Annotated in this window: 13 protein-coding genes and 4 pseudogenes; 11 read left to right on the top strand and 6 right to left on the bottom strand. The window is 69.6% G+C overall.

Annotated features, from left to right (window positions below):
• The first annotated feature begins 186 nt into the window (after nucleotides 1-186).
• From CP967_RS00415 to CP967_RS00375, 9 genes and pseudogenes are all read left to right on the top strand, one after another.
• Entirely contained in the window at nucleotides 187-1,197 is a 1,011-nt protein-coding gene (locus CP967_RS00415) for an iron-containing redox enzyme family protein (RefSeq protein ID WP_150485987.1), read from the top strand.
• Nucleotides 1,194-2,456, top strand: coding sequence for an MFS transporter (locus CP967_RS00410; RefSeq protein ID WP_150485986.1), 1,263 nt, complete (start codon nucleotides 1,194-1,196; stop codon nucleotides 2,454-2,456). The genes CP967_RS00415 and CP967_RS00410 overlap by 4 nt, the downstream gene beginning before the upstream one ends.
• Nucleotides 2,453-3,433: an ornithine cyclodeaminase family protein gene (locus CP967_RS00405; RefSeq protein WP_150485985.1), complete on the top strand. Its 981-nt coding sequence runs from the start codon at nucleotides 2,453-2,455 to the stop codon at nucleotides 3,431-3,433. Before CP967_RS00410 ends, CP967_RS00405 begins: the two co-directional genes overlap by 4 nt.
• 41 nt (nucleotides 3,434-3,474) lie before the next feature.
• Entirely contained in the window at nucleotides 3,475-4,821 is a 1,347-nt protein-coding gene (locus CP967_RS00400) for a hypothetical protein (protein WP_150485984.1), read from the top strand.
• 154 nt (nucleotides 4,822-4,975) lie between these two features.
• Nucleotides 4,976-5,725: pseudogene (locus CP967_RS00395) on the top strand (transposase family protein); the annotation flags it as partial.
• Nucleotides 5,726-5,756: 31 nt separating this feature from the next.
• Nucleotides 5,757-6,198: pseudogene (locus tag CP967_RS00390) on the top strand (LuxR C-terminal-related transcriptional regulator); the annotation flags it as partial.
• A 126-nt stretch (nucleotides 6,199-6,324) separates the two neighbouring features.
• Nucleotides 6,325-6,915, top strand: a complete 591-nt coding sequence (locus CP967_RS34405; RefSeq protein ID WP_150485983.1) for an ATP-binding cassette domain-containing protein — start codon at nucleotides 6,325-6,327, stop codon at nucleotides 6,913-6,915.
• A gap of 207 nt (nucleotides 6,916-7,122) precedes the next feature.
• Nucleotides 7,123-8,520: an MFS transporter gene (locus CP967_RS00380; protein ID WP_150485982.1), complete on the top strand. Its 1,398-nt coding sequence runs from the start codon at nucleotides 7,123-7,125 to the stop codon at nucleotides 8,518-8,520.
• Nucleotides 8,517-9,737 (top strand): FAD-dependent monooxygenase, encoded by a 1,221-nt coding sequence (locus CP967_RS00375; protein WP_150485981.1) that lies wholly within the window; start codon nucleotides 8,517-8,519, stop codon nucleotides 9,735-9,737. Before CP967_RS00380 ends, CP967_RS00375 begins: the two co-directional genes overlap by 4 nt.
• Nucleotides 9,738-10,032: 295 nt before the next feature.
• On the opposite strand, the gene CP967_RS00365 is transcribed toward CP967_RS00375, so the two are convergent.
• Complete coding sequence (locus CP967_RS00365; protein ID WP_150485979.1) at nucleotides 10,033-10,905, bottom strand: aldo/keto reductase family oxidoreductase; 873 nt, start codon at nucleotides 10,903-10,905, stop codon at nucleotides 10,033-10,035.
• Between the two features lie 130 nt (nucleotides 10,906-11,035).
• Between CP967_RS00365 and CP967_RS00360 the strand changes: the two genes are divergently transcribed.
• Complete coding sequence (locus tag CP967_RS00360; RefSeq protein WP_150485978.1) at nucleotides 11,036-11,479, top strand: winged helix-turn-helix transcriptional regulator; 444 nt, start codon at nucleotides 11,036-11,038, stop codon at nucleotides 11,477-11,479.
• A gap of 18 nt (nucleotides 11,480-11,497) precedes the next feature.
• On the opposite strand, the pseudogene CP967_RS34400 reads toward CP967_RS00360, so the two are convergent.
• From CP967_RS34400 to CP967_RS00335, 5 genes and pseudogenes are all read right to left on the bottom strand, one after another.
• A pseudogene (locus tag CP967_RS34400) lies at nucleotides 11,498-11,749 on the bottom strand (IS5/IS1182 family transposase); the annotation flags it as partial.
• A 41-nt stretch (nucleotides 11,750-11,790) separates the two neighbouring features.
• A pseudogene (locus tag CP967_RS00355) lies at nucleotides 11,791-11,919 on the bottom strand (IS30 family transposase); the annotation flags it as partial.
• Nucleotides 11,920-12,894: 975 nt separating this feature from the next.
• Nucleotides 12,895-14,361, bottom strand: coding sequence for a nucleobase:cation symporter-2 family protein (locus tag CP967_RS00345; RefSeq protein ID WP_150485977.1), 1,467 nt, complete (start codon nucleotides 14,359-14,361; stop codon nucleotides 12,895-12,897).
• Entirely contained in the window at nucleotides 14,355-15,809 is a 1,455-nt protein-coding gene (locus tag CP967_RS00340) for an amidohydrolase family protein (RefSeq protein WP_150485976.1), read from the bottom strand. Before CP967_RS00340 ends, CP967_RS00345 begins: the two co-directional genes overlap by 7 nt.
• Before the next feature lie 239 nt (nucleotides 15,810-16,048).
• Nucleotides 16,049-17,092 (bottom strand): 2-oxoglutarate and iron-dependent oxygenase domain-containing protein, encoded by a 1,044-nt coding sequence (locus tag CP967_RS00335; RefSeq protein WP_229888422.1) that lies wholly within the window; start codon nucleotides 17,090-17,092, stop codon nucleotides 16,049-16,051.
• A gap of 795 nt (nucleotides 17,093-17,887) precedes the next feature.
• Here CP967_RS00335 and CP967_RS00330 point away from each other — a divergent pair.
• Nucleotides 17,888-19,441, top strand: a complete 1,554-nt coding sequence (locus tag CP967_RS00330) for an AMP-binding protein (RefSeq protein ID WP_150485975.1) — start codon at nucleotides 17,888-17,890, stop codon at nucleotides 19,439-19,441.
• Nucleotides 19,442-19,841: the final 400 nt, after the last annotated feature.

Raw genomic sequence — 19,841 nt, 5'->3', positions numbered from 1 at the left:
GCCGGAATCCCGGTCCTCTATCGCAGAGAGAATGAGGTGGTCCTCATGTCCATCACCATCAAGCCGGTCGAGAAGCCCGCGATGAGCAAGGTTGCCGGCGCTGTTCTCTGTGGCTGACGCCCATCATTAATGGAGGGGGGGTGCATCACGCGCCTCCCCTCCGTTTCGTAACGAAAGGATTGCTGCATGCTCAAGCGTGACCTCGAATCCCTTCCGCGTCTCAGGCACTGCACCTTCTTCGTCCCCAGTCGCGGGGATGATGTGCTCATGATCGTCGGCGACCAGCACTTCCAGCTGGAGCAGCACGGTGCACAGCTCAAGGACTTCCTGAATCTCAAGCGGTACCTGGACGGGCGGCACACGGTCCAGCAGATCTCGGAGATCACGAATGTCACCCCAGAAGATGTACTCGGGATAGTCAACGCATTCGCAGAGCAGGGCCTGCTCCGCGAGGAGAATCCCGGTCTCGAGAACATCCCGGTCGACGCATTCCTGAAACAGATCGACAAATCCACGGCCATGTGGACCGAGCAGATCGGCTATCATCGCCTGTGGTCAGGACTGGAGAACCAGGAATACCGTAAGGAGGTGTTCCTGGGGTTCATCCTGGAAACATATCACTACATAAACTCGGCGAGCCGGCACATCTCCACGGCTATTTCCCACTGCTCGGACCCGCAGTGGAAGAGGCTGCTCTCGGAGTACCTCGCCGAGGAATACGATCATGCCTGGATGGCCCGGGACAGCCTCATCCGCATGGGCCTGTCCCAGGAAGAGGTCGAGAATGCCCACCCCATCATCGGCACCTGGTCGTGGACCAACAACCTCTGCGAGATCGCACGCGAGGACACTCTCGGGTACCTGGCGTGCACGAAGCTTTTCGAGGCCCGCGGTACGGAGACCATCGAAGGCGCCGAGACCCTGCAGCGGCTGGCCGAGGCCTATGGCTACCCGAAGGACTGCCTCGAACCCCTGGTCTCCCACGTCAGGACGGACGTCGAGGCGAACCACACCGGCCTGCTCGAGGAAGCTCTGGAGGGGCGCAAGTACATACCCGCGGAGCAGGCGCACCGCGCGGTCAACAACCTGCACGACCTCAAGCACTCGTTCGACCAGTACAACGACGGCATCATCCTGTACTACTCGGACGTGTCGAACTACATCCCCCGTTTGAAGGTTGACTACTTCAGCCTGTGACGGTCCAGCCGATTCCGAAGCCCCGTCCACCGGCCGCCACTCCGGAAGGCCGCCGCTTCGCCCGCCTGTGGACTGCTTACACGGTCAACGTCGCCGGGGACGAGTTCTACGTTCTCGCCGTACCGCTGATCGTGTACCAGGTGGGCGGGACAGCCGCCGCCATGAGCCTCGTCTACGCCTGTGCCCTGCTCCCGCAGGTTTTCATGGGTGTCTGGGGTGGCGTGCTGGCAGACCGCCAGGACCGTATCAAGCTGCTTCGGCTGTGTTATCTGTGCTCGGCACTGGTGCTGCTGCTGGCCTACGCGGTGTTCTCTGCCGCCCATGTCAGCGTCGGGGGACTGGCCGTAACCGCCACTCTGCTGGGTGTTACAGCCCCAGTGGCGGCGGCGAGCTTTGACAGCTCTCTGCCCCACTTCGTTCCTCATCACGCACTGCCCCGCGCGAATGCCGCCACCGAGGCGTCTCGAACGACCTGCGTGGTAATGGGTCCTGCGGTGGCAGGATTCGCTGTCAGTCAGCTGGCCCCTGAACAGGCTGTGCTGTTCAACAGCGTTTCCTTCGTCGTGGCCTACCTGCTGCTCTACCGCATCACCTCTCCGGCAGCCCCCGTGAAGCGCGCCCACGGGGGCCTGGTGAGCCAGTGGCGGGACTTGACCACCGGGCTGCGGTACCTTGCCACCGGAAATGCCGCTGTTCGCGTAGGCGTCCTCACCAGCACTGTGGTCAACTTCCTGTTCGGCGCGTATGAACCCATGGTGATCTACCGCATGCGGCATGATCTCAGCCTGGGAGCTGACACGGTGGGGATCATTTTCGCGGTATCCGGGGTGACGTCGGTGGCGGTCGCCCTCCTGCTCTCCTGGAAGGCACCCTCCCGTGGCTACCTCATGGTCATGGGGCTGTCCGTGGCTTTGCAAGGTCTGGCTGTGGCCGGCCTGGGAGCCTTCACCTCGCTGGGCGCCGTCATAGGCGCGCAGGTCGCCCTCGCCACTGGCACTGTGCTCTACACCGTTTACTGGCGTGCCATGCGCCAGACCGTGGTCCCCGTCGAGCTGTTGGGACGTGTTGCCGGGACATGCCGGTCCATCGCCTACGGAGGAGCGTTCCTCGGCAGCGCCGTCTCGGCCGTGACACTCAACAGGTTCGTCGGTGTCAACACCGCACTGCTGCTGGCCGGTCTTGTCTCCACGGCCTTGGGTGCCACGGTCGCCGGCCACGTCTTCTGGACAAGAAAGGTCACCGGGAAGAGCGCACCATGACAGTCCTCCTCGGCATCACTGAACTGCGGCAGCTGCTCACACCGCAGGCCGCTCTCCGGGCGCTGCGCCAAGGCTTTGTCTCAGCCCTCGGCACACAGGTGTCCCCGCAACGCGTACGCCAGAGCCTGCCGTCGTCTCCCGGGAGTATCGCCGTACTGCTGCCGGGACTGCTGACGGACATTCCCGCCTACACAGTCAAGGTGAACGCGAAGTTCCCCGATACATCCCCTGCGATCTCAGGCGTCATCTGTCTCCACGACGTGACAAACGGAAAGCTGCTCGCGCTATTGGATTCCACTTTTGTGACCGCATGGCGGACTGGGCTTTCGGCGGCTTTGGCCACTGACCTGCTCAGCTCGGACGGAACACGTACTGTGGGAATTATCGGTGCCGGGGCCCAGGCCGACATGACTTTGCGCGGGCTGACCCAGCTGCGCACGGTGAAGCGAGTCGTCGTTCACGACGTCGACGGCGGACGGGCTCACCGGATGGCAGGATTGTGGCAACAGGCCGGTCTCGAATGCCGACTTGTCGACAGCGCACGCGAAGTCGCCCGTGACTGCGACAGTATCGTCACCGCGACCTGGTCCCGCCGCCCGCTGCTGCACCTTCCTGACCTCCGTCCGGGCTCGCACATCACCTCGTTGGGAGCGGACGAACCCGGTAAGGCAGAACTCGACGCCCAATTACTGCAGCATGCCCGAGTCATCGTGGACGACCTCGACCTGGCCATGACGTCCGGCGCGCTGGGCACCGCAGGCCTGCGGCGTGAGGATGCCGCGGCGACCCTGGGCCAGATCATCGAAGGAACCGCCCCGGCGAGAACCAGTGCCGAGCAGGTAACCGTCTACACCCCGGTCGGACTGCCCTGGCAGGACCTCGCGCTTTCCTGGGCTGCATACCAGGCAGCGCTCCAGCACGGAGTCGGCGTCGACTTCCAATTCCACCCGTATTCGAAGAACGAGGGCAGCATATGAGTGTGACCACCACGCCTTCTGGGTCAGGGACTCTTCCAGGCATGCAGTTAGTCGACGTGGCACCTTCAACGGTCCCTCCACTCGCCCTGTACCAGAGCCCATGGACGATTGCGCTGGCAATCGCTTTCGCGTTCCGCGGTGCCGGGACCTACGTCATCGACGACATCGACAACGCAGGAGTCGCCCGCGGGAAGGAGGAAAGGCAGGACTTCCGCTCCATCCGCAAGGAAATACTGAGCAAGAAGGGATGGACCAACTGCCGCCCGCTGGCCGCCTTCTGTCCCGACGGGCTGCTCTTCGCGAATCTGTCGCGCGCCAACTACACGGCACTGGACCAACGAGTGCCGCTTGCCGTGCTGGCCAAGCACCGCTCCACGACCGTCGAGCGACTCATCCGCGAGACCTCTCAAAAGCATGGTATGTGGAGTCTGGCCGGGCCCGACCAGGCGATCGCCGCCATCCCCATGCGGACCGCGGCCACCGGGCTGCGTGACATCATCGCCAAACACGAGGCAGCTGTCCTGCGCACCCTGGCCCGCTCCCAGGACCATGAGCCGGCGCTGCGTCGGCTCCGCCACCTCATGCCGGAACCCGGATCAGAGGGAAGCCTGCTGGACTACTTCCGGCAATGCCTGCGCCGAGGCCTGGAACTTGTGGGCAGCGACGCCCCTGTCCTTTCCGCGGCACGCGACTTGATCCCGCCCGACGGAGGCCACCTGCTGCCCCGTTTCCTCCAAGGCGACCCCAAGACCATCGACGTCTACAACACCGCGGCGGCGATCCAAGGCAGCAGGCTCATCGATGCCGGCCACCCGCTCCCCTACTACGCCGTCGGTCTCTTTGACGGTGCGCGCATCGACCTGACCCAAGCGATACGACCAGCCCCGGACCAGATCATCGCCCCCAAGATCCTCGCTCTGGAAGGAGTCGCCGGAATGGCCCTGCCGAGGGCGACAGCGCTCCGGAGCACGATCCTGGCCCGCGAGCACGCCTACCGAGGGCTGGCCAGCGGCTCCAGCCAGGTATTCTTCGAAACCGACTGGCTGGAATCCCTCGGCTCGTGCAGGACGGAAGTCCATGTGGACAGCATCTTCCAGTCGCTGGTCGGAGGCCGACAGGTGATGCCACTTAGCGACCTTGTGGTCGAACTGCTCCGCCACGACGAAGTCGATGAAGAAGACCACCAGCAGGACCCCATCCAACTGTGGACGCGTTGGGCCCTCCGTGAAACCCTGGCGGACCTGCGGACATGGCAGTATCCGGTGCTCGCCTACGCCATTGCCGGAGACAGGTGGGTGGAACAGCTCAGCCTGCGCTCATATACCGAATACCGCCCCTTCTCTCCGACGCCCCCTTCCTCTTTCGGAGACGAAGAAGACAGCTCGTGAACGGCATGACCGCGCGGCAGCAGGCGATCCGTACCGAGCCCTTTTCAACCTGACGGTGAGGCTGTGGTGTTGGTCGGTGTGGGCTGTACGAAACGACGAAGCTCCTGGTAGACGGGTTCTCGACCAAGATCACCCGTGTCGCCAGGAGCTTCGCGTGCTTGTCTGCCCGTCCTCGATCGATCTGTCCAGCAGAACCCTGCGGCGCCTGACCGAGCGGCTGGCAGTTCGGCAACGGGAGATCGGTACGCGGTGGCGACGTCTGCCCGCCGGCCGTCAGGCCCTGCTCGCCTTGGCCCGCCTTCGGTGCGGCGGCACCTGCGCCCGGCTCGCCGCTGGGTTCGGAATCGGCATCGCGGCCGTCTACCGGTACATACGCGAGGCCATCGAAGTCCTTGCCGCTCGCGCACCGACTCTGGCCACGGCGATGGAGACGGCCCGGACGAAAGCGTTCGTGATCCTGGACGGCACGCTGTTGCCGATCGGCCGGATCGCCGCCGACGCCCCCTGCTACTCGGGAAAACACAAGCGGCACGGCATGAACGTCCAGGTCCTCACCGACCCGTTCGGCCGACGGCTCTGGGCGTCACCAGCCCTGCCCGGAGCCACTTGCGACCTGACCGCGGCCCGAAGCCGTGGCATCGTCGACGCGCTCGCCACCGCGGGCCTGAAGTGCTGGGCGTACAAGGCATACCAAGGCGCCGGCCGGCACATCCGAGTCCCCTTCCGGGGCCGTCGGCTCAAGCGTTGGAAGCGACGGCACCACAGCGGTCACGCCAAGATCCGCTGCGTCGGCGAGCAGGTCCTGGCCGTGCTGAAGGGCTGGCGCCTCCTGCGAAAGCTCCGCTGCAGCACCAGCCGGATCACCGACATCGTGAAAGCAGTCCTCGTCCTCCACCACGCCTCAATACGAGATCGGAAAAGGCTCAGTGGGGGAGTACCGGCCGCGCGTATTGACGCTCACGACCTTCGACGTCGACGACTACGTCCACGAGGCGCTCCGGGCGGGCGCGAGCGGCTTTCTGCTCAAGGACGCGCCGCCGGCCGACCTCATCGCGGAGGTCCGCGCCGTGGCCTCGGGCGACGCGCTGCTCGCTCCTTCCGTGACGCGCCGCCTCATCGCGGACTTCGCCGAGCAGCGTCCCGCACAGCCCAGGGCAAGCCCGCGCTGCGGCTCAAGGGCCTCATGGAACGCGAGACCGAGATCCTCACGCTGGTGGCCCGCGGGCAGTCGAACGGGAGATCGCGCAGACGCTGGTGCTGGCCGAGCAGACGGTGAAGGCGTACGTCAGCCGCGTCCTGACCAAGTTTGACCTGTGCGACCGTGCCCAGGCGATGGTCTTCGCCTACGAGTCGGGGCTGGTCGCTCCGGGCGAGTAGGACCGCACGCCCCTCCCCCTACCGCGGTATCACCCCCACATCGGCTCCCCGGTATGACGCCTGGCGCGCAGCCGGTCCCGCACTCTTCACCCGTCACGGGAAGCGCATGTGAGAGGGAGACGGGACATGAGGCCACGCAGAGGCAAGCGGCAGAGGGCGGACGGCCGGCCGGAGGCGGGTGACCGGCCCGAGATCCCGGTCGCCACGCCCGGTCCCGCCGTCGAACCGCGCGACGTCCGGCGGCAGTACGGCCGCGGGGCGGGCACGGTGCACGCCCTGGCGGGCATCGACCTCGCCCTCCCGCGCGGCACGTTCACCGCGGTCATGGGGCCGTCCGGGTCCGGCAGGTCCACCTTCCTGCAGTGCGCGGCCGGGCTCGACCGGCCGACGGCGGGATCCGTGTACCTCGGCGGCACGGAGATCACCGGCATGAGCGGGAACGAGCTCACCGCCCTGGGCGAGATCACCGACGCCTCCGGCTACGCCACCGAGCAGAACCGCGACGCGAAGCTGGGCACCTGGATGAACAACACCATGGCCGCGGTCCTCGGCTCCGCGATCGCCGCGGCCACGCTGATCCCGATGATGGGCGGCGTGACCGGTGACATGCCGTACGTGCCCCCGCTGGTGCACGGATCCTTCGCGGCCGCCGTCGGCGGGCTGACCCTGCTCGCGGTCACGCTGCCGGCCCGGGCCGCGCTGCGCCGCTGGTCCTAGCCCCTCCGGGGCGGCAGCCGGCATCGCATACGCGCCCGTGCCCGGCTCCCATCCCGCGGCTCCCGTCTCTCGGGTCGCGGAGCAGCACGCACCGTGCAGCGGTGGCCCTTGCGCCCGTTCGGCACGCGCCGCAGTGCGGCTGTGCCGCATGCCGTGCGCGCCGCCCGCTGCCCCCTTCCTCACCCGGCAACGACGGAAAGGACACTCATGACCACAACCCTGGCTCCCCCGGCCCCCATCAGGAAGGCCGCTGTCGGAGCCCTTGGGTTACTGGCACTGTCCACCGGCGCTCTGGAGTCGGTGGTCTCACCAACGATCCCCCTCCTGGAACGCGAACTGGACATGAGCCAGTCCGAAGGGGCGCTGCTCAGCATCGTGCTCCTCATCACCGGGGCGCTCATCACGCCGCTGGCAGGCAAGTTCGGCGACCGCTACGGCGGGAAACGGGTCCTGATCCGGCTGATGGCGGTCGTCGCGGTCGGCGGCACGGTGTCCGCCCTGGCCCCGAACCTGCCCGTGCTGCTGCTCGGGCAGGTTCTGCAAGGGGCGATGGTGGGCGCGCTTCCCCTCTCGTTCATCGTCGTGCGCAAACACCTGCTCCCGGGAGAGTCGAAGGTCGCCATCGGGGTGGTCAGCGGACTCTTCGTCGGGGGAGGGATGGTCGGCATGCTGTCGGCCGGGCCGGTGGCGGAGGAGCTCTCCCGGCACTGGATGTTCGCGTTGCCCACGATCGCGGTCATCGGGGCCACCCTGCTCGTCAACAGGCTCATGCCGGACGACCCGCCGGGCGGGCCGGACGACGCGGGCATCGACTGGCCCGGCCTGCTGCTCCTGAGCGGGACGCTGGTCACGCTCATGCTCGTACTCGCGCTGGCGCCCGAAGCAGCCTCGCAACCACTCGTGCTCGGCACCCTTGTCGTGCTTCTGGCCGTCTTCGTCACCGCTTGGGTGTCCGTCGAACGGCGTGCGGCCTCTCCGGTGATCGATCTGCGCATGCTGGTACGGCCCGCGATCTGGAAGGCGTGTGTGCTGACGTTCGTGATCTGCCTCGGGACCTCGATGGCGGTCTATCTCGTTCCGCAGCTGCTCGACGAACGCGGCGACGGGTACGGATTCAGCGCCGGCGCCACCGAGATCGGCTTCTTCCTGCTGCCCGGCGCCGTCACCGCGACGCTGGCCGGGCCGCTCGGCGGAATCGGGGACCGGCGTTTCGGCTCGCGTGCCGTGGTCAGCACCGGGGTCGTCATGATGGCCGTCTCCCTGGTGTTTCTGGCGTCCGTGCACACCGAGGTCTGGCACCTCGTCATCGGCAAGGCGCTGATCGCGCTGGCCAACGGCCTGTGCGTGACGGCGATGATGACCAGCACCGCTACGGACGTCGATGCCAAGGACACCGGCATCGCCACCAGCCTGATCCTGGTGAGCCGCGTACTGGGCTACGCCGTGGGCGGGCAGCTCGGTGGTGCGCTCCTCACCGCCGCGACCCCTTCCGGGTCGGAGGTCGCGGCCGAATCGGCTTACGTCACCGGCTTCGTCATAGCCGGCGTCGTCACGTCGCTGGCTCTGTTCGTCACTCGCACCATGCCCAAGGGAGTCAAGGAATGATCCTCACCGAACAGCTGACGGATGTCCGTAGCACGTCGAGGCGCAAGGTCCTGATCTCCGGGGCCAGCATCGCGGGGCCCGCCCTCGCGTTCTGGCTGAACCGATACGGGTACGCGGTCACGGTCGTGGAGAAGGCGCCCACCATACGCGGGGGCGGCTATCCCGTCGACGTGCGCGGCACCGCACTGGAAGTCGTCCGGAGGATGGGAATCCTGCCGCGGCTGCGAGACGCGCACATCGACCTGCGGCGGCTGACCTTCCTCGACTCGGACGGCAGCGAGGTGAGCTCCCTGCACCCGCATGCCGTCACCGGCGGCGTCGCTGGACAGGACCTGGAGGTACGGCGCGGGGACCTGACGGAAGCGCTGTACACGGCGGTCCGTGACGACGTGGAGTTCCTGTTCAACGACTCCATCGACACCCTCGACCAGAGCGGCCACGGTGTCGCCGTCACCTTCCGCGGGGGCGGCAGCCGGACGTTCGACATGGTGTTCGGCGCGGACGGCATGCACTCGCGCACACGGGAGATGCTGTTCGGCCCCGAAGAGCAGTTCCACCGCTACCTCGGCTACTGCTTCGCCGTGTTCACCATGCGCAACACCCTCGGGCTCTCCCACGAGGCCGTGATGTGGAACGCCCCGGGGAGGGCCGCGGCACTCTACGCCACGGGGGACGACGCCGAGGTGCACGCCTTTTTGAACTTCGCCCGGGCGGAGCCGCCCAGGGACGTGTTCCGGGACCCGCAGGGCCGACGTGACCTGGTCGCGGAGGCCTTCGCCGACGCGGGATGGGAGGTTCCGGGCATGCTGGCCGCCCTGCGCGAGGCGGAGGACCTGTTCTTCGACGGGGTCAGCCAGATCCGCATGCCCCGCTGGTCCAGCGGCAGGGTGGCACTGGTCGGCGACGCCGCGTACGCGCCCTCGTTCCTCACCGGACAGGGCACCAGCCTTGCCCTCGTCGGCGCGTACATGCTCGCCGGCTGCCTCGCGCATCAGGGGTACGGCGCGGGCTTCACCGCCTACGAACGCGGCACCCGGGAGTTCGTGGCCCTGAACCAGGGGCTGGTCGGCCAGGGCGGCGCCACTCTCTTCCCCACCACGGCCCAGGCCCTGGAACAGCGAAACGACAGGCTGCGCAGCCTCAGCGGCATGCCCCCGGCAGAGGGAGAACCGGCTCATTCGGCGCTCACTCTGCCCGAGCCCCTGCGCCCGGCATGACCACCGAGCCGGCTCGGGCCCTGCCGAGCTGAGGTCACGTCCTGCGGAGTGGTGTAGTAATGCGATCAAGGCATCGGTCGAGGCCCTCGCTGATCTGCAGGTTGGTGCAGACGAGTCACGAGAGGCGACCGCCGCTACACCACTCGGTGGGACACGACCGCGGTGGGTGCCGGCCCGGCCGGCACCCGTCGCGGTCACCTCAGCACCCCACCGCTCGCTCACGGGCTGCCGGTTCCAGGACCGGCCTTCGGAGACGGGCCGTGGTCTCGGACAGCCGCTGGTGAGCGCCGTAGGGTCAGCGGCCGATCTTGTCGAGCTCGGCGAGATCGTCGTCGGACAGCGGGAGTCCCGCGCCGGCGGCGTTCTCGCGCAGGTGTGCCACCGATGAGGTGCCGGGGATCAGCAGGATGTTCGGCGACCGCTGCAGGAGCCAGGCCAGGGCGACCGACATGGGCGTCGCGTCCAACCGGGTGGCTACGGCCGTGAGCGCCGAGGACTGCAGCGGGCTGAAGCCGCCGAGGGGGAAGAAGGGCACGTAGGCGATGCCCTGCTCTGCGAGCTCGTCGATCAGGTCGTCGTCGTGGCGGTGGGCGAGGTTGTACATGTTCTGCACGCACACGATCGGCGCGATCGAGCATGCCTCGGAGACCTGTTCCGCCGTCGCGTTGCTCACGCCGAGGTGCCGGATGAGGCCCTGCCGCTGGAGGCCGACGAGCGCCCCGAACGCCTCAGCGAGCGAACCGGGCACAGGGCCCTGGGCGTCGCCGAGCCGGAGGTTGACCACGTCCAGCGTGTCGAGGCCGAGGTTCTCCAGGTTCTCGGTGACGGCCCGGCGCAACTCTTCAGGCTTGCGTGCCGGGGGCCAGCCTCCCTCCTCGTCGCGGGTCGCCCCGACCTTGGTCACGATGTGCAGCGAGTCGGAGTATGGGTGCAGCGCCTCACGGATCAGCTGGTTGGTGATGCGCGGCCCGTAGGCGTCGGCGGTGTCGATGTGCGTGATGCCGAGGCCGACGGCCTCGCGGAGAACGGCGAGTGCGCCCTCGCGGTCGGCAGGCGGACCCATGACCCAGGGGCCGGCGAGCTGCATGGCGCCGTAGCCGAACCGGGTGACGGTCAGGTCGCCCAGGGTCCAGGTGCCGCCGGGAAGCGAGACGGAGGGGGTGCCCATGGTGTGCCTTTCGTGTTAAGCCGGGGAGTGGTGCCTGACGGCGCCTTGCACCACTATTGGTGCGTAGCTTCTAGTCGGGAAGTAGGCACCTCGAAGTGCGTAAGGCGCCCACAGGTGAGAGGAACGGTCCATGGCGACGATGACGGCAGCCCAGCAGAGAGCACAGGCCAAGGTGGAGTACGACGCCTTCGTGGCGGCCTGCCCCAGCCGCAAGCTGCTCGACCGGATCTCCAACAAATGGGTCACGCTGATCCTGGCCGCGCTCGGCAGCGACAGCGCGCACCAACCCGGCGCCGACTGCGCCGGCGCGCCCCGGGCGATGCGCTACTCGGAACTGCAGCGCCTGCTGGCCGGCGTCAGCCAGAAGATGCTCACCCAGACGCTGCGCTCCCTGGAGCGCGACGGCCTGGTGTCCCGCACTGTGGTGCCGACCGTGCCGGTCACGGTCTCCTACGAGCTGACCGATCTCGGCCTGTCGCTGTACGAGATGATGCGGGGCCTCAAGGCCTGGGCCGAGACGCACATGGACGATGTGCTTGCCAACCGCGAGACCTACGACACCCGCGTCGCCTGACTGATCGTTTCGGAATGAGGTTCTGAGCCGTCTCAAGCAGCTGATGCCGCAGGCGGGTTGGAGGAGTCCCAGGTGAAGGCCGGCGCGTGTCCCGTAGCGGATGCGGAGCCGTTTGAACTGGTGGAGCCGGGCAAGGGTCCGCTCGACAACCCATCGGGTCCTGCCCGGGCCGGAGCCGTGCGGGGCACCACGTCGGGCGGTCTTGGGTGTGATGTCGCGAGCCCGGATGAGACGGCGGTACGTGTCGGAGTCGTAGCCCCGGCCGGCGAACGGCGGATTCTAGGGATCGTCGCAACACGTGGTCGCCTGTGTCAGGCGGCGAGTAGTTCATGCAGACGCTCGGCTGGGGTTTCCCAGCCGAGTGTTTTGCGTGGGCGTCCGTTGAGTTCGGTGGCGACGGCGGCCAGGTGCTCGTGGGTGTGGACGGACAGGTCGGTGCCCGCGGTCCCCGGCCCGCCGCCCCAGGGCGCGGCCCCGCCACCCCCACACCTCCGGTCCCGACGCGGACACCCGGAACCGCTTCGCGGCGGTCGTGTGCGCGCGACGCATCCGGTCGAGCTCGTCGTGCTCCGCCGGGGCGACGAACACCGCTTGCCGCACGGCCCGTTCCACCGTCACACCCCCTCACCACGACATCGGCGGCAGAAAACCCAACGGCCCCGGGCAGCACCACGTCACGCCCTGGCCACCGGAACACCAGACGGCAGTGCGGCTTGTCCAGGACATCGCCGACGGGCAGCGCATCGTCGGGCGTACGGGCCGGGAAGACCGTCAGAAGGGGATCGGCGTGCTCGTCGTTGTCGTCGGCGCGGATGTGACGGTCCCAGGCCCGGACTGTGGCCACCAGCCCTTCGGCGAGCTCGGGCCCCTGCTCGCCGAAGGCGCGCACGGCCCACTCCTTGCCCTGCGGGCTGTCGCCGTCCTTGGTCCGGACATGGATCGGACAGGCCGATGACGCCTCGCCGATGACCGCGGGGGCGTCGCGGTCCTTCGCTATGCCGGTCACTTCCTCAGCGGGCCCCAAGCGGGCGGCCAGCAGGGGGAAGCCCGACAGGGTGGTGGCCGCGTACGGCCGCAGGGAACCGAAGTACGCGTTCTCGCCCCCATGGACACGCCGGTCGCGACCTCGTGCCGCCGCCCGCGCAGCGCCTCCTCCAGGCCCACCGTGCCGGCGGCGGGACCGTCGTCGAAGCGCGGTGCCAGCGCTCCGTCGTGCAAGGGGGCCGGCTTCGGTGGGCACTCCTGGCTGCTGGACCTGTCGCCTGATCATGAGCAGAACCCTCTGCGGACTCTGCTCGCGAGGTAACAAGGCCCTGGCAGGAGGCTGAAGCCCGCCGGCGCGGTGCCCGGCGGCCGGTTCCGCCCCGTCCCGGAACCGCGTCCCCGGCCAGGGACCCGCCCGTGCCCGCCGAGCGTTACCGGCGAGCGGTGCCGACGGTCGCCTCCTCGCTGCCGGCCGGGTCCTCGGCGGCCGGCGAGGCGGGCGCGCGGACCGGCCCGGCGTCCGCAGGAGGCGTCGGCGCCGCCGGGCCGGGGCGGCGCCGACCGAGGTGGTGAAAGAACAGGTTGAGCACGACGGCGGTGAGGGTGCCGAGCATGATCCCGCTCTCGAAGAGCGCCCGTAGCTGGCGGGTCGGCATGTGCTCGGCGAACTGCGGGAACGCGGTGGGCAGGAAACCGACGCCCAGACTGGTGGCGACCAGGATCGTGTTGCGGGAGTCGGTGAGGTCGGCCTGACCGAGGATGCGCACCCCGACCACCGCGATGGTCGAGAAGAGCACGATCGTCGCCCCGCCGAGGACCGGCGCCGGCATGGCCGAGACGACCGCCCCCACCTTGGGCACCAGACCGAGCACCAGCATGATCACACCGGACCCGGCGACGATCCAGCGAGACTTCACCCGGGTGAGCTGGAGCAGGCCGATGTTCTGCGAGTACACCGTGGTCGGGAAGGAGTTCAGAAGCCCCCCGAGCACGGTCGCGATCCCGTCGGCGCGCAGGGCGCGGGTGATGTCCGGGCCCTCGACCTCGCGGCCGGTGATCTCGCCGATCGCGAAGAACTGTCCGATCGACTCCACCGCGATGATCACCATGACCAGCACCACGGCCAGGACGGCGAGCAGGTCGAAGCGGGGCACGCCGTAGTGGAACGGTGCCGTCATCCCGAACCAGCCGGCCTCGCCGATACCGGAGAAGTCCGTCCTCCCGGCGGTCGCCGCCACCGTCGTCCCTGCGGCCAGGCCGAGCAGGACGGCCAGGGTCGCGACGAAGCCGCGCGCCACCTTCGTCAACAGCAGGATCACCGCCAGGGTGACGCCCGCCAGCCCGAGGTGGCCCGGGGTGCCGAAGGTGGGGGACGAGGGGTCGCCTCCACCCACCTGGCGGGCCGCCACCGTCATCAGGGAGATCCCGACGACCGTCACGATCGTTCCGGTGACCAGCGGCGGGAAGAACCGTACGAGGCGCGAGAACACCGGTGCGACGAGGAACAGCGCCAGGCCGGCGGCGATCACCGCGCCGAAGACCGTCGGCAGGCCGGCCGTCGCGCCGCCCGCCGCGAGCCCGACGGAGACCAGGGAGGGCACGGCGGCGGTCGACATGCCCTGGACGACCGGCAGCCGGATGCCGATGCCGGGCAGGCCCACGGCCTGGAGCAGTGTCGCGACACCGCACGCGAGGAGCGAGGAGTTGACCAGGCGAGCCACCTCGTCGGGCGGCAGGCCGATGCCCTGGGCCACGAGCAGGGGCATCACCACCGCGCCCGCGTAGAACGCGAGGACGTGCTGCAGGCCGAGCAGCCCGAGGCGCCAGAGGGGCGGGACCTCCTCGACCGGGTCGGAGGGCCTCGGGCATGTCGTCCTGCCGGTGTCCGTCGTCAGCATGGGGAAACTCCCTGGAAGGTGTGGTCCGTGATGTCGGCGCGACGCGTGAGCGCGGCCGCGTGCTCCCGCGCGTGGGCGTACAGCTCTTCCTCGTCGATCCGGGTGCACCGGCCGTCCTCGAAGACCACCTCGCCCGCGACGATCGTCATCACGACGTCGGAGGACTGCGCGGTGTGGACGAGATGCGCGCCGAGGCGGTTCAGGGGGGCGTGGCGGGCCGTGCCCGACACGTCGACGATGGCCAGGTCGGCCGGCGCACCCCGTGCGACGAGGCCGGCGCCCGGCGCCGCCCCGGTGGAGCGTGCGCCGCCGAGCGTCGCGGCGGTCAGCGCGTCCTCGCAGCGCACCGACGCCGGGTCGAGGGTGGCCAGGCGCTGTGTGAACAGCATCTGCTTCATCACCTCGAACATGTCCTGCCTGCCGCCCGCGCACGGGCCGTCCGTGCCGAGGGCGACGGTCGCCCCTGCGGCGCGCAACGCGGCCAGCGGCATCGATCCCGAGGCCAGAGAGGCGTTGGAGACCGGGTTGTGGGCCACGCTCGCACGGCGTGCGCCGACCGCGGCGATCTCCTCCTCGTCGAGCCAGACGGCGTGGGCGAGGGTCGCGCGCGTGTCGAGCAAGCCCTCCTTCTCCAGCCAGGCGACCGGACGGATGCCGTAGGCGTCGAGGTAGCTCTCGGGGTCCTTCGCCCCTTCGCTGCAGTGCGTGTGCCAGCGGACGCCGGCCCCGCGGGCCTGTTCGACGGCGCCGTGAACCAGGTCCGGGTCGCCGTAGGACAGGTTGAGGGGGGCGGGCCAGACCTGGACACGGGAGCCGGCCGGGCGGGAAGCCAGACACTCGGCGGTGATCCTCAGCTCCTCGGCGGTGGAGTACCGGTACAGGGCGGTCGGCAGGCCGCGGGACTCCGCGACGGCCGTACGGTCGCCGAGCATGCCCCGGGCCACCGCGCCGCGCAGTCCGGTCTCCTCGATGGCGTCGGCCACCGCGAGGACCGTCTCCGTGTCCGTCGGCGCGTAATGGTGGTCGACGACGGTCGTGATGCCCGCCCGAGCGGCCTCCGCCGCTCCGAGCCGGACGGCGACCCGGGCGTCCTGCGGGGTGACGGCGATGGCGTACGGCCACATGAACGTGCGCAGCCACGGCCAGATCGCCATGCCGTCGCCCAGACCGCGGGCGAGTGACTGGAACAGGTGGGTGTGCGCGTCGGTGAAGCCCGGCAGTACGGCCCTGCCGGTGCAGTCGATGTCACGGCGGGCGCGGAACGCGCGCCGCAGTGTTGCCGCGGAGCCGACGGCCACGATCCGCCCGGCATCGACGGCGACCGCGCCGTCCTCGTAGGTGACCGTGCGGCCGGTGTCCTCGGGATCGGGCGTCAGGACGTGGCCGCCGGTGAGCAGCAGGTCGCAGTCGCGGGGTGCGGTGGACGCGCCAAGGGGCGGGTACGGCATGGCGGAGCTCCTCGTGACGGGAGGGCGGTGGGAGGGAGAGCGGAGCGGGGAGCGCAGGCTGGGGAGGGCCCGGAGGCGGGGAGGCCGGGAGACGGGGGCCGCCACCGGCGGAGCGGTGCGCGGGAGCCGGCCGGAGCCGGGCGCGGAGTCCCGCGCGGTCGTGGGCCCGCCCGGGGCGGTTCGGGGCGGACCGCCCCGGGCCTCCTGCCGCGGGTGGCGACCCGCGGCAGGAGGAGCCGTCAGCCCGCGAAGTTCGCTGCGATGCGCTGCCGCAGGTAGTCCGCTGCGGTGACGGGCGCGTGGACGCCGTCCGGGTCCGCGATGAGGGCGCTTCCGTCGGCCTGCGCGAAATAGGCGATCGAGTAGCGCGGGCCGAGATCGCCGTCCGGGTGCGGCGGGGCGACCCGGTGGAAGTTGGACGGCAGCCGGTCGCCGCTCCAGCGCGCCAGCATGTCCCCGATGTTGCAGGTGATCAGGGACGAACGGGCCGGGACCGGGGTCCAGCGGCGCTCCCCGGCCTCGCGACCCGGGCAGACCTGCAGCCCTTCCTGGCCTTCGCGCTGGAAGAGCAGGGTGAGGCAGTCGAAGTCGGTGTGGGCCCCGGCACGCCAGGAGTTTTCGGCCATGGCGCGGACCGCTGCCTCACGGCTCGTCGCGTAGTAGTGCAGCAGGCGCAGGGTGGACTGGTGGTCCGGGGCCGACGGGTCGTGCCGTGCGGCGAAGAACCCCTCGGGCAGGCCGAGCCGGTCGGCGAAGCAGCCCAGGACGCGCATGGCCAGGTCGTGACAGCGGGCCTCGAAGGAGAGCAGGGTGGCCCGGAAACCGGCGAGTTCGGACTCCCGGGGCCACATGCCGGCCATGCGCGGGCGGGTGAGCTGGAAGGACTCTTTCTCGTCCGGGGTGCCGGTCGACGGCCGGACCTGGCTGCGGTACTCCCAGCCCGCGTTGCTCCCCGGCCGCAGGGCCTGCCCCGCCTTCACCTCGGCCGGGAGCGCGAAGTAGGCGCGGGCGGCTGCGAAGGCGGCGTCGGTCTCGTGCCGGTCGATGCCGTGACCGCTCAGCTGGAAGAAGCCGATCTCCGTGGCCGCATCCCACAGTTGGCCGGCGATCTCGGAACGCCGGTCGTCGAAGTCGCCGAGGTCGATGACCCGGATCTCGCGCTCGGCCGTCCCGCCGTTACCGGCGCCCATCTCCCGCTCCCTGGCCAGTTCGGCCTCGGCGGTCACGGCGGCGGTGCCGCTGGGAGCGGGGGACGCGGGCGTGCTCTCGGTGTGCGTGTTCAACGTGGTTCTCCCTGTGGAAAGCCACACGGCCGACCCCTACGACGCCGACCGCGCGAGCGGGTGAACGAAGCGCGGTCACCGCCCCCGGCGCTTCCACCGGCCTGGGCCACGGCCCCGGTCGGGCACGGTCGCCACGGCCTTGCTGCCGCAGACGTCGTGAGCTGGCAGCCGGTCCCCGGACCGGGAGGCACCTCGACCGGGGAACCGGATGCGCGATGCGGAGAGTCTGGCGCGCACGTGTTTCGGGCACCGCGACACGAGATGACGGTGCTGTAACCGCGAGCCGGGTTCAGCGGCGACGGGGCTCACGGCCTTCCGGCTCGCGCCACCGGCCCAGGCACTCACCGCCGGCCGGTGGGCCCTCCCGCCCGACGGGCACGGGGCACCCCGGGTCGGGTGAGCACTGGTTCCCGCGCGGACGCCGGAATCCGGGCTTCGGGCGGAAGGCGCCGAAGCCGGTGAAGTGATGCGTTGTGAACGAGGTATCCGGTGATGTTGTCGGGGCGGGGGCAACACAAGGGCGGAGCCGGGTCCCCGGCTTCGCGAACCGGGACCGGCCGCTACGATCCGTCGCGCTTCATCGGAACGCGTGCGTCAGAGGCGGACCAACGATCCGGGGCTGACATAGCGGCGTGATCGGACAGAAGCCGCTTGTCGCGCGAACGCCTCCACCTGCCTGGTCTTGATCGACCGCGCATTCCCGGCTGTACTCGACAGCGCCCCGGACCGCAGGGGCGCGCAGGTCCCGAGCAGCCCCCTGGAGAGCACGCCCGCACCCGCAGGAGAGAAGGCCATATGCCCACCCCGGTAACCCCCGCGTTCCGCAACTACGTGGAAGACATTCTCGACGGCCTCCGCAACACACCCGGCCGCGAAATCCTCGTCGCAGGTGAGCGTGGTGAACGGCGCATCGGAGCGACCGAGTTCCGCTCCCTGGTGTACCGGCTGGCGCGGGCGCTGAAAGAGCGTGGTGTGGGTCCGGGCAGAGGGGTGACCCTGTTGTGCGGGAACCTGCCGGAGACCATTGCGGTCCGGTACGCGGTGAACCTGCTGGGCGCGCACTGCAATCACCTCTACAACAGGCTCGGCGCGGACGTGCAGGCGAAGATCGTCGCCGATGTGGAGACGTACGCGCTCGTCGTCGACCCCCGACTGGCCGCCCGCGCCACGCAGATCACCGAACTCGTACCGGTTGAACGGGTGTTGGTGCTCGGGCCGGTTCCTGCTGATGCGCCCACCGGCGGCGAGGACTTGCTCGCGCTCGCCGCGCCGCAGCCGGAGACCCCGGTGGAGAGCCAGGCCCGTCCCGAGGACCTGTGCATGATCAGGCACTCCGGTGGCACCACCGGGCATCCCAAGGGGGTGCGGAGCACGTTCGCCCGAATGCGGAACACGGGCCTGATGCGGGAGTTGTCCGATGAGGTCCGCCGCGACCTGGTGTGCACCCCGCTCTCCCACGCCGGAGGGTTCCTCGCCGACACCACCCTCGCGAGCGGCGGCACGGTCGTCCTGCACGACGGTTTCGACGCGGGTGAGGTCCTCGCGACGATCGCACGCGAGGAGATCACCCACGTACTCCTGCTGCCCCCGCACCTCTACCAGGTCCTCGACCACCCGGACATCGAGACCACCGACACCTCCAGCATGCGGCGGATCACGTACGGCAGCTGCCAGTCCTCCCCGGTCCGCATCGCCGAGGCCGTCCGCCGCTTCGGACGTGTCCTGCAGCAGAGTTACGGGCAGTTCGAGGCCGGCGCCGTCAGCGTGCTGCCCGCAGGAGAACACGACCCCGACCGGCTCGACGTCCTGCGTACCGCGGGCCGCGTCATACCGGGCGTCGAGGTCGAGATCCGGACCGAGAGCGGCACAGTGCTCCCCCACGGAGAGGTCGGCGAGATCTGTGTCCGGGGCCCCCAGGTGATGGATGGCTACTGGAAGGACCCCGAGCTGACCGCCGAGGTTCTCGAACCGGACGGGTGGCTGCACACCGGCGACCTCGGCCGCCTTGACGCCGAGGGATACCTCACCGTCGTCGACCGCATCAAGGACATGATCGCCGTGGTCGGCGGCCATGTGTACACCACCGAACTGGAGGAATTCCTCCATACCCATCCCGACGTGCGCCACAGCGCCGTCTACGGGGTCCGCGACCAGGGCCGCATCGAACGCGTCCACGCCACCGTCGTCCTCGCGCCCGGCAGCACCACCACCGCGGAGGACCTGCGCGCCCTGGTCCGTGACAGGCGTGGGGAACTCTACGTACCCGACCTCATCGAGTTCGTGGAGGCGCTGCCGCTGACGGACGCGGGCAAGCCCGACAAGAAGGAACTCCGCCGCTGGGCGGCCTGACCGGGAACCGGACACGCGGTGCTTCTCCGAGAGCGCGGGCAGGACGAAGCCCGGTTCGTGGTCGCGCGGCACCCTCAGCGGCCCCGGCGCACGGGCGGCGAGCGGATCGAGGAGCGCGTCGGTACGGGCACGGGCGGCGGACCCGCTGATCCCGGGCCCGGCGGCGGTCTTCCCCGGATCGTGCACTGCCGGCAGCCGACACCACGGTGCAAGCACCCCCGACAGTCCGGTCCAGCCCGGGCTCGCGGACGGTCTCGGCCGGAAGCAGTCCGCCAGTCCGCGCGACCTCACCGCTCCCTCCCCGTCGCCCTCCACGCGGAGACGTGGACAGGACTCGATACACTTCGTCCCCCGGAGAAGTGCTGCCTTCTTCGCTGCCGACAAGCCCCTCGGTATGTTC

Origin of the sequence: Streptomyces nitrosporeus, from assembly GCF_008704555.1 — a bacterium.
Classification (GTDB): Bacteria; Actinomycetota; Actinomycetes; order Streptomycetales; family Streptomycetaceae; genus Streptomyces; species Streptomyces nitrosporeus.
This window is presented reverse-complemented; position numbering and strand designations above follow the sequence as displayed.

Bases quoted from the DNA above. Each gene is read 5' to 3' on its own strand.
- CP967_RS00415 (WP_150485987.1), top strand. From the start codon at position 187: ATGCTCAAGCGTGACCTCGAATCCCTTCCGCGTCTCAGGCACTGCACC.
- CP967_RS00405 (WP_150485985.1), top strand. From the start codon at position 2,453: ATGACAGTCCTCCTCGGCATCACTGAACTGCGGCAGCTGCTCACACCG.
- CP967_RS00400 (WP_150485984.1), top strand. From the start codon at position 3,475: ATGCAGTTAGTCGACGTGGCACCTTCAACGGTCCCTCCACTCGCCCTG.
- CP967_RS34405 (WP_150485983.1), top strand. From the start codon at position 6,325: ATGAGGCCACGCAGAGGCAAGCGGCAGAGGGCGGACGGCCGGCCGGAG.
- CP967_RS00380 (WP_150485982.1), top strand. From the start codon at position 7,123: ATGACCACAACCCTGGCTCCCCCGGCCCCCATCAGGAAGGCCGCTGTC.
- CP967_RS00375 (WP_150485981.1), top strand. From the start codon at position 8,517: ATGATCCTCACCGAACAGCTGACGGATGTCCGTAGCACGTCGAGGCGC.
- CP967_RS00365 (WP_150485979.1), bottom strand. From the start codon at position 10,905: ATGGGCACCCCCTCCGTCTCGCTTCCCGGCGGCACCTGGACCCTGGGC.
- CP967_RS00360 (WP_150485978.1), top strand. From the start codon at position 11,036: ATGGCGACGATGACGGCAGCCCAGCAGAGAGCACAGGCCAAGGTGGAG.
- CP967_RS00345 (WP_150485977.1), bottom strand. From the start codon at position 14,361: ATGCTGACGACGGACACCGGCAGGACGACATGCCCGAGGCCCTCCGAC.
- CP967_RS00340 (WP_150485976.1), bottom strand. From the start codon at position 15,809: ATGCCGTACCCGCCCCTTGGCGCGTCCACCGCACCCCGCGACTGCGAC.
- CP967_RS00330 (WP_150485975.1), top strand. From the start codon at position 17,888: ATGCCCACCCCGGTAACCCCCGCGTTCCGCAACTACGTGGAAGACATT.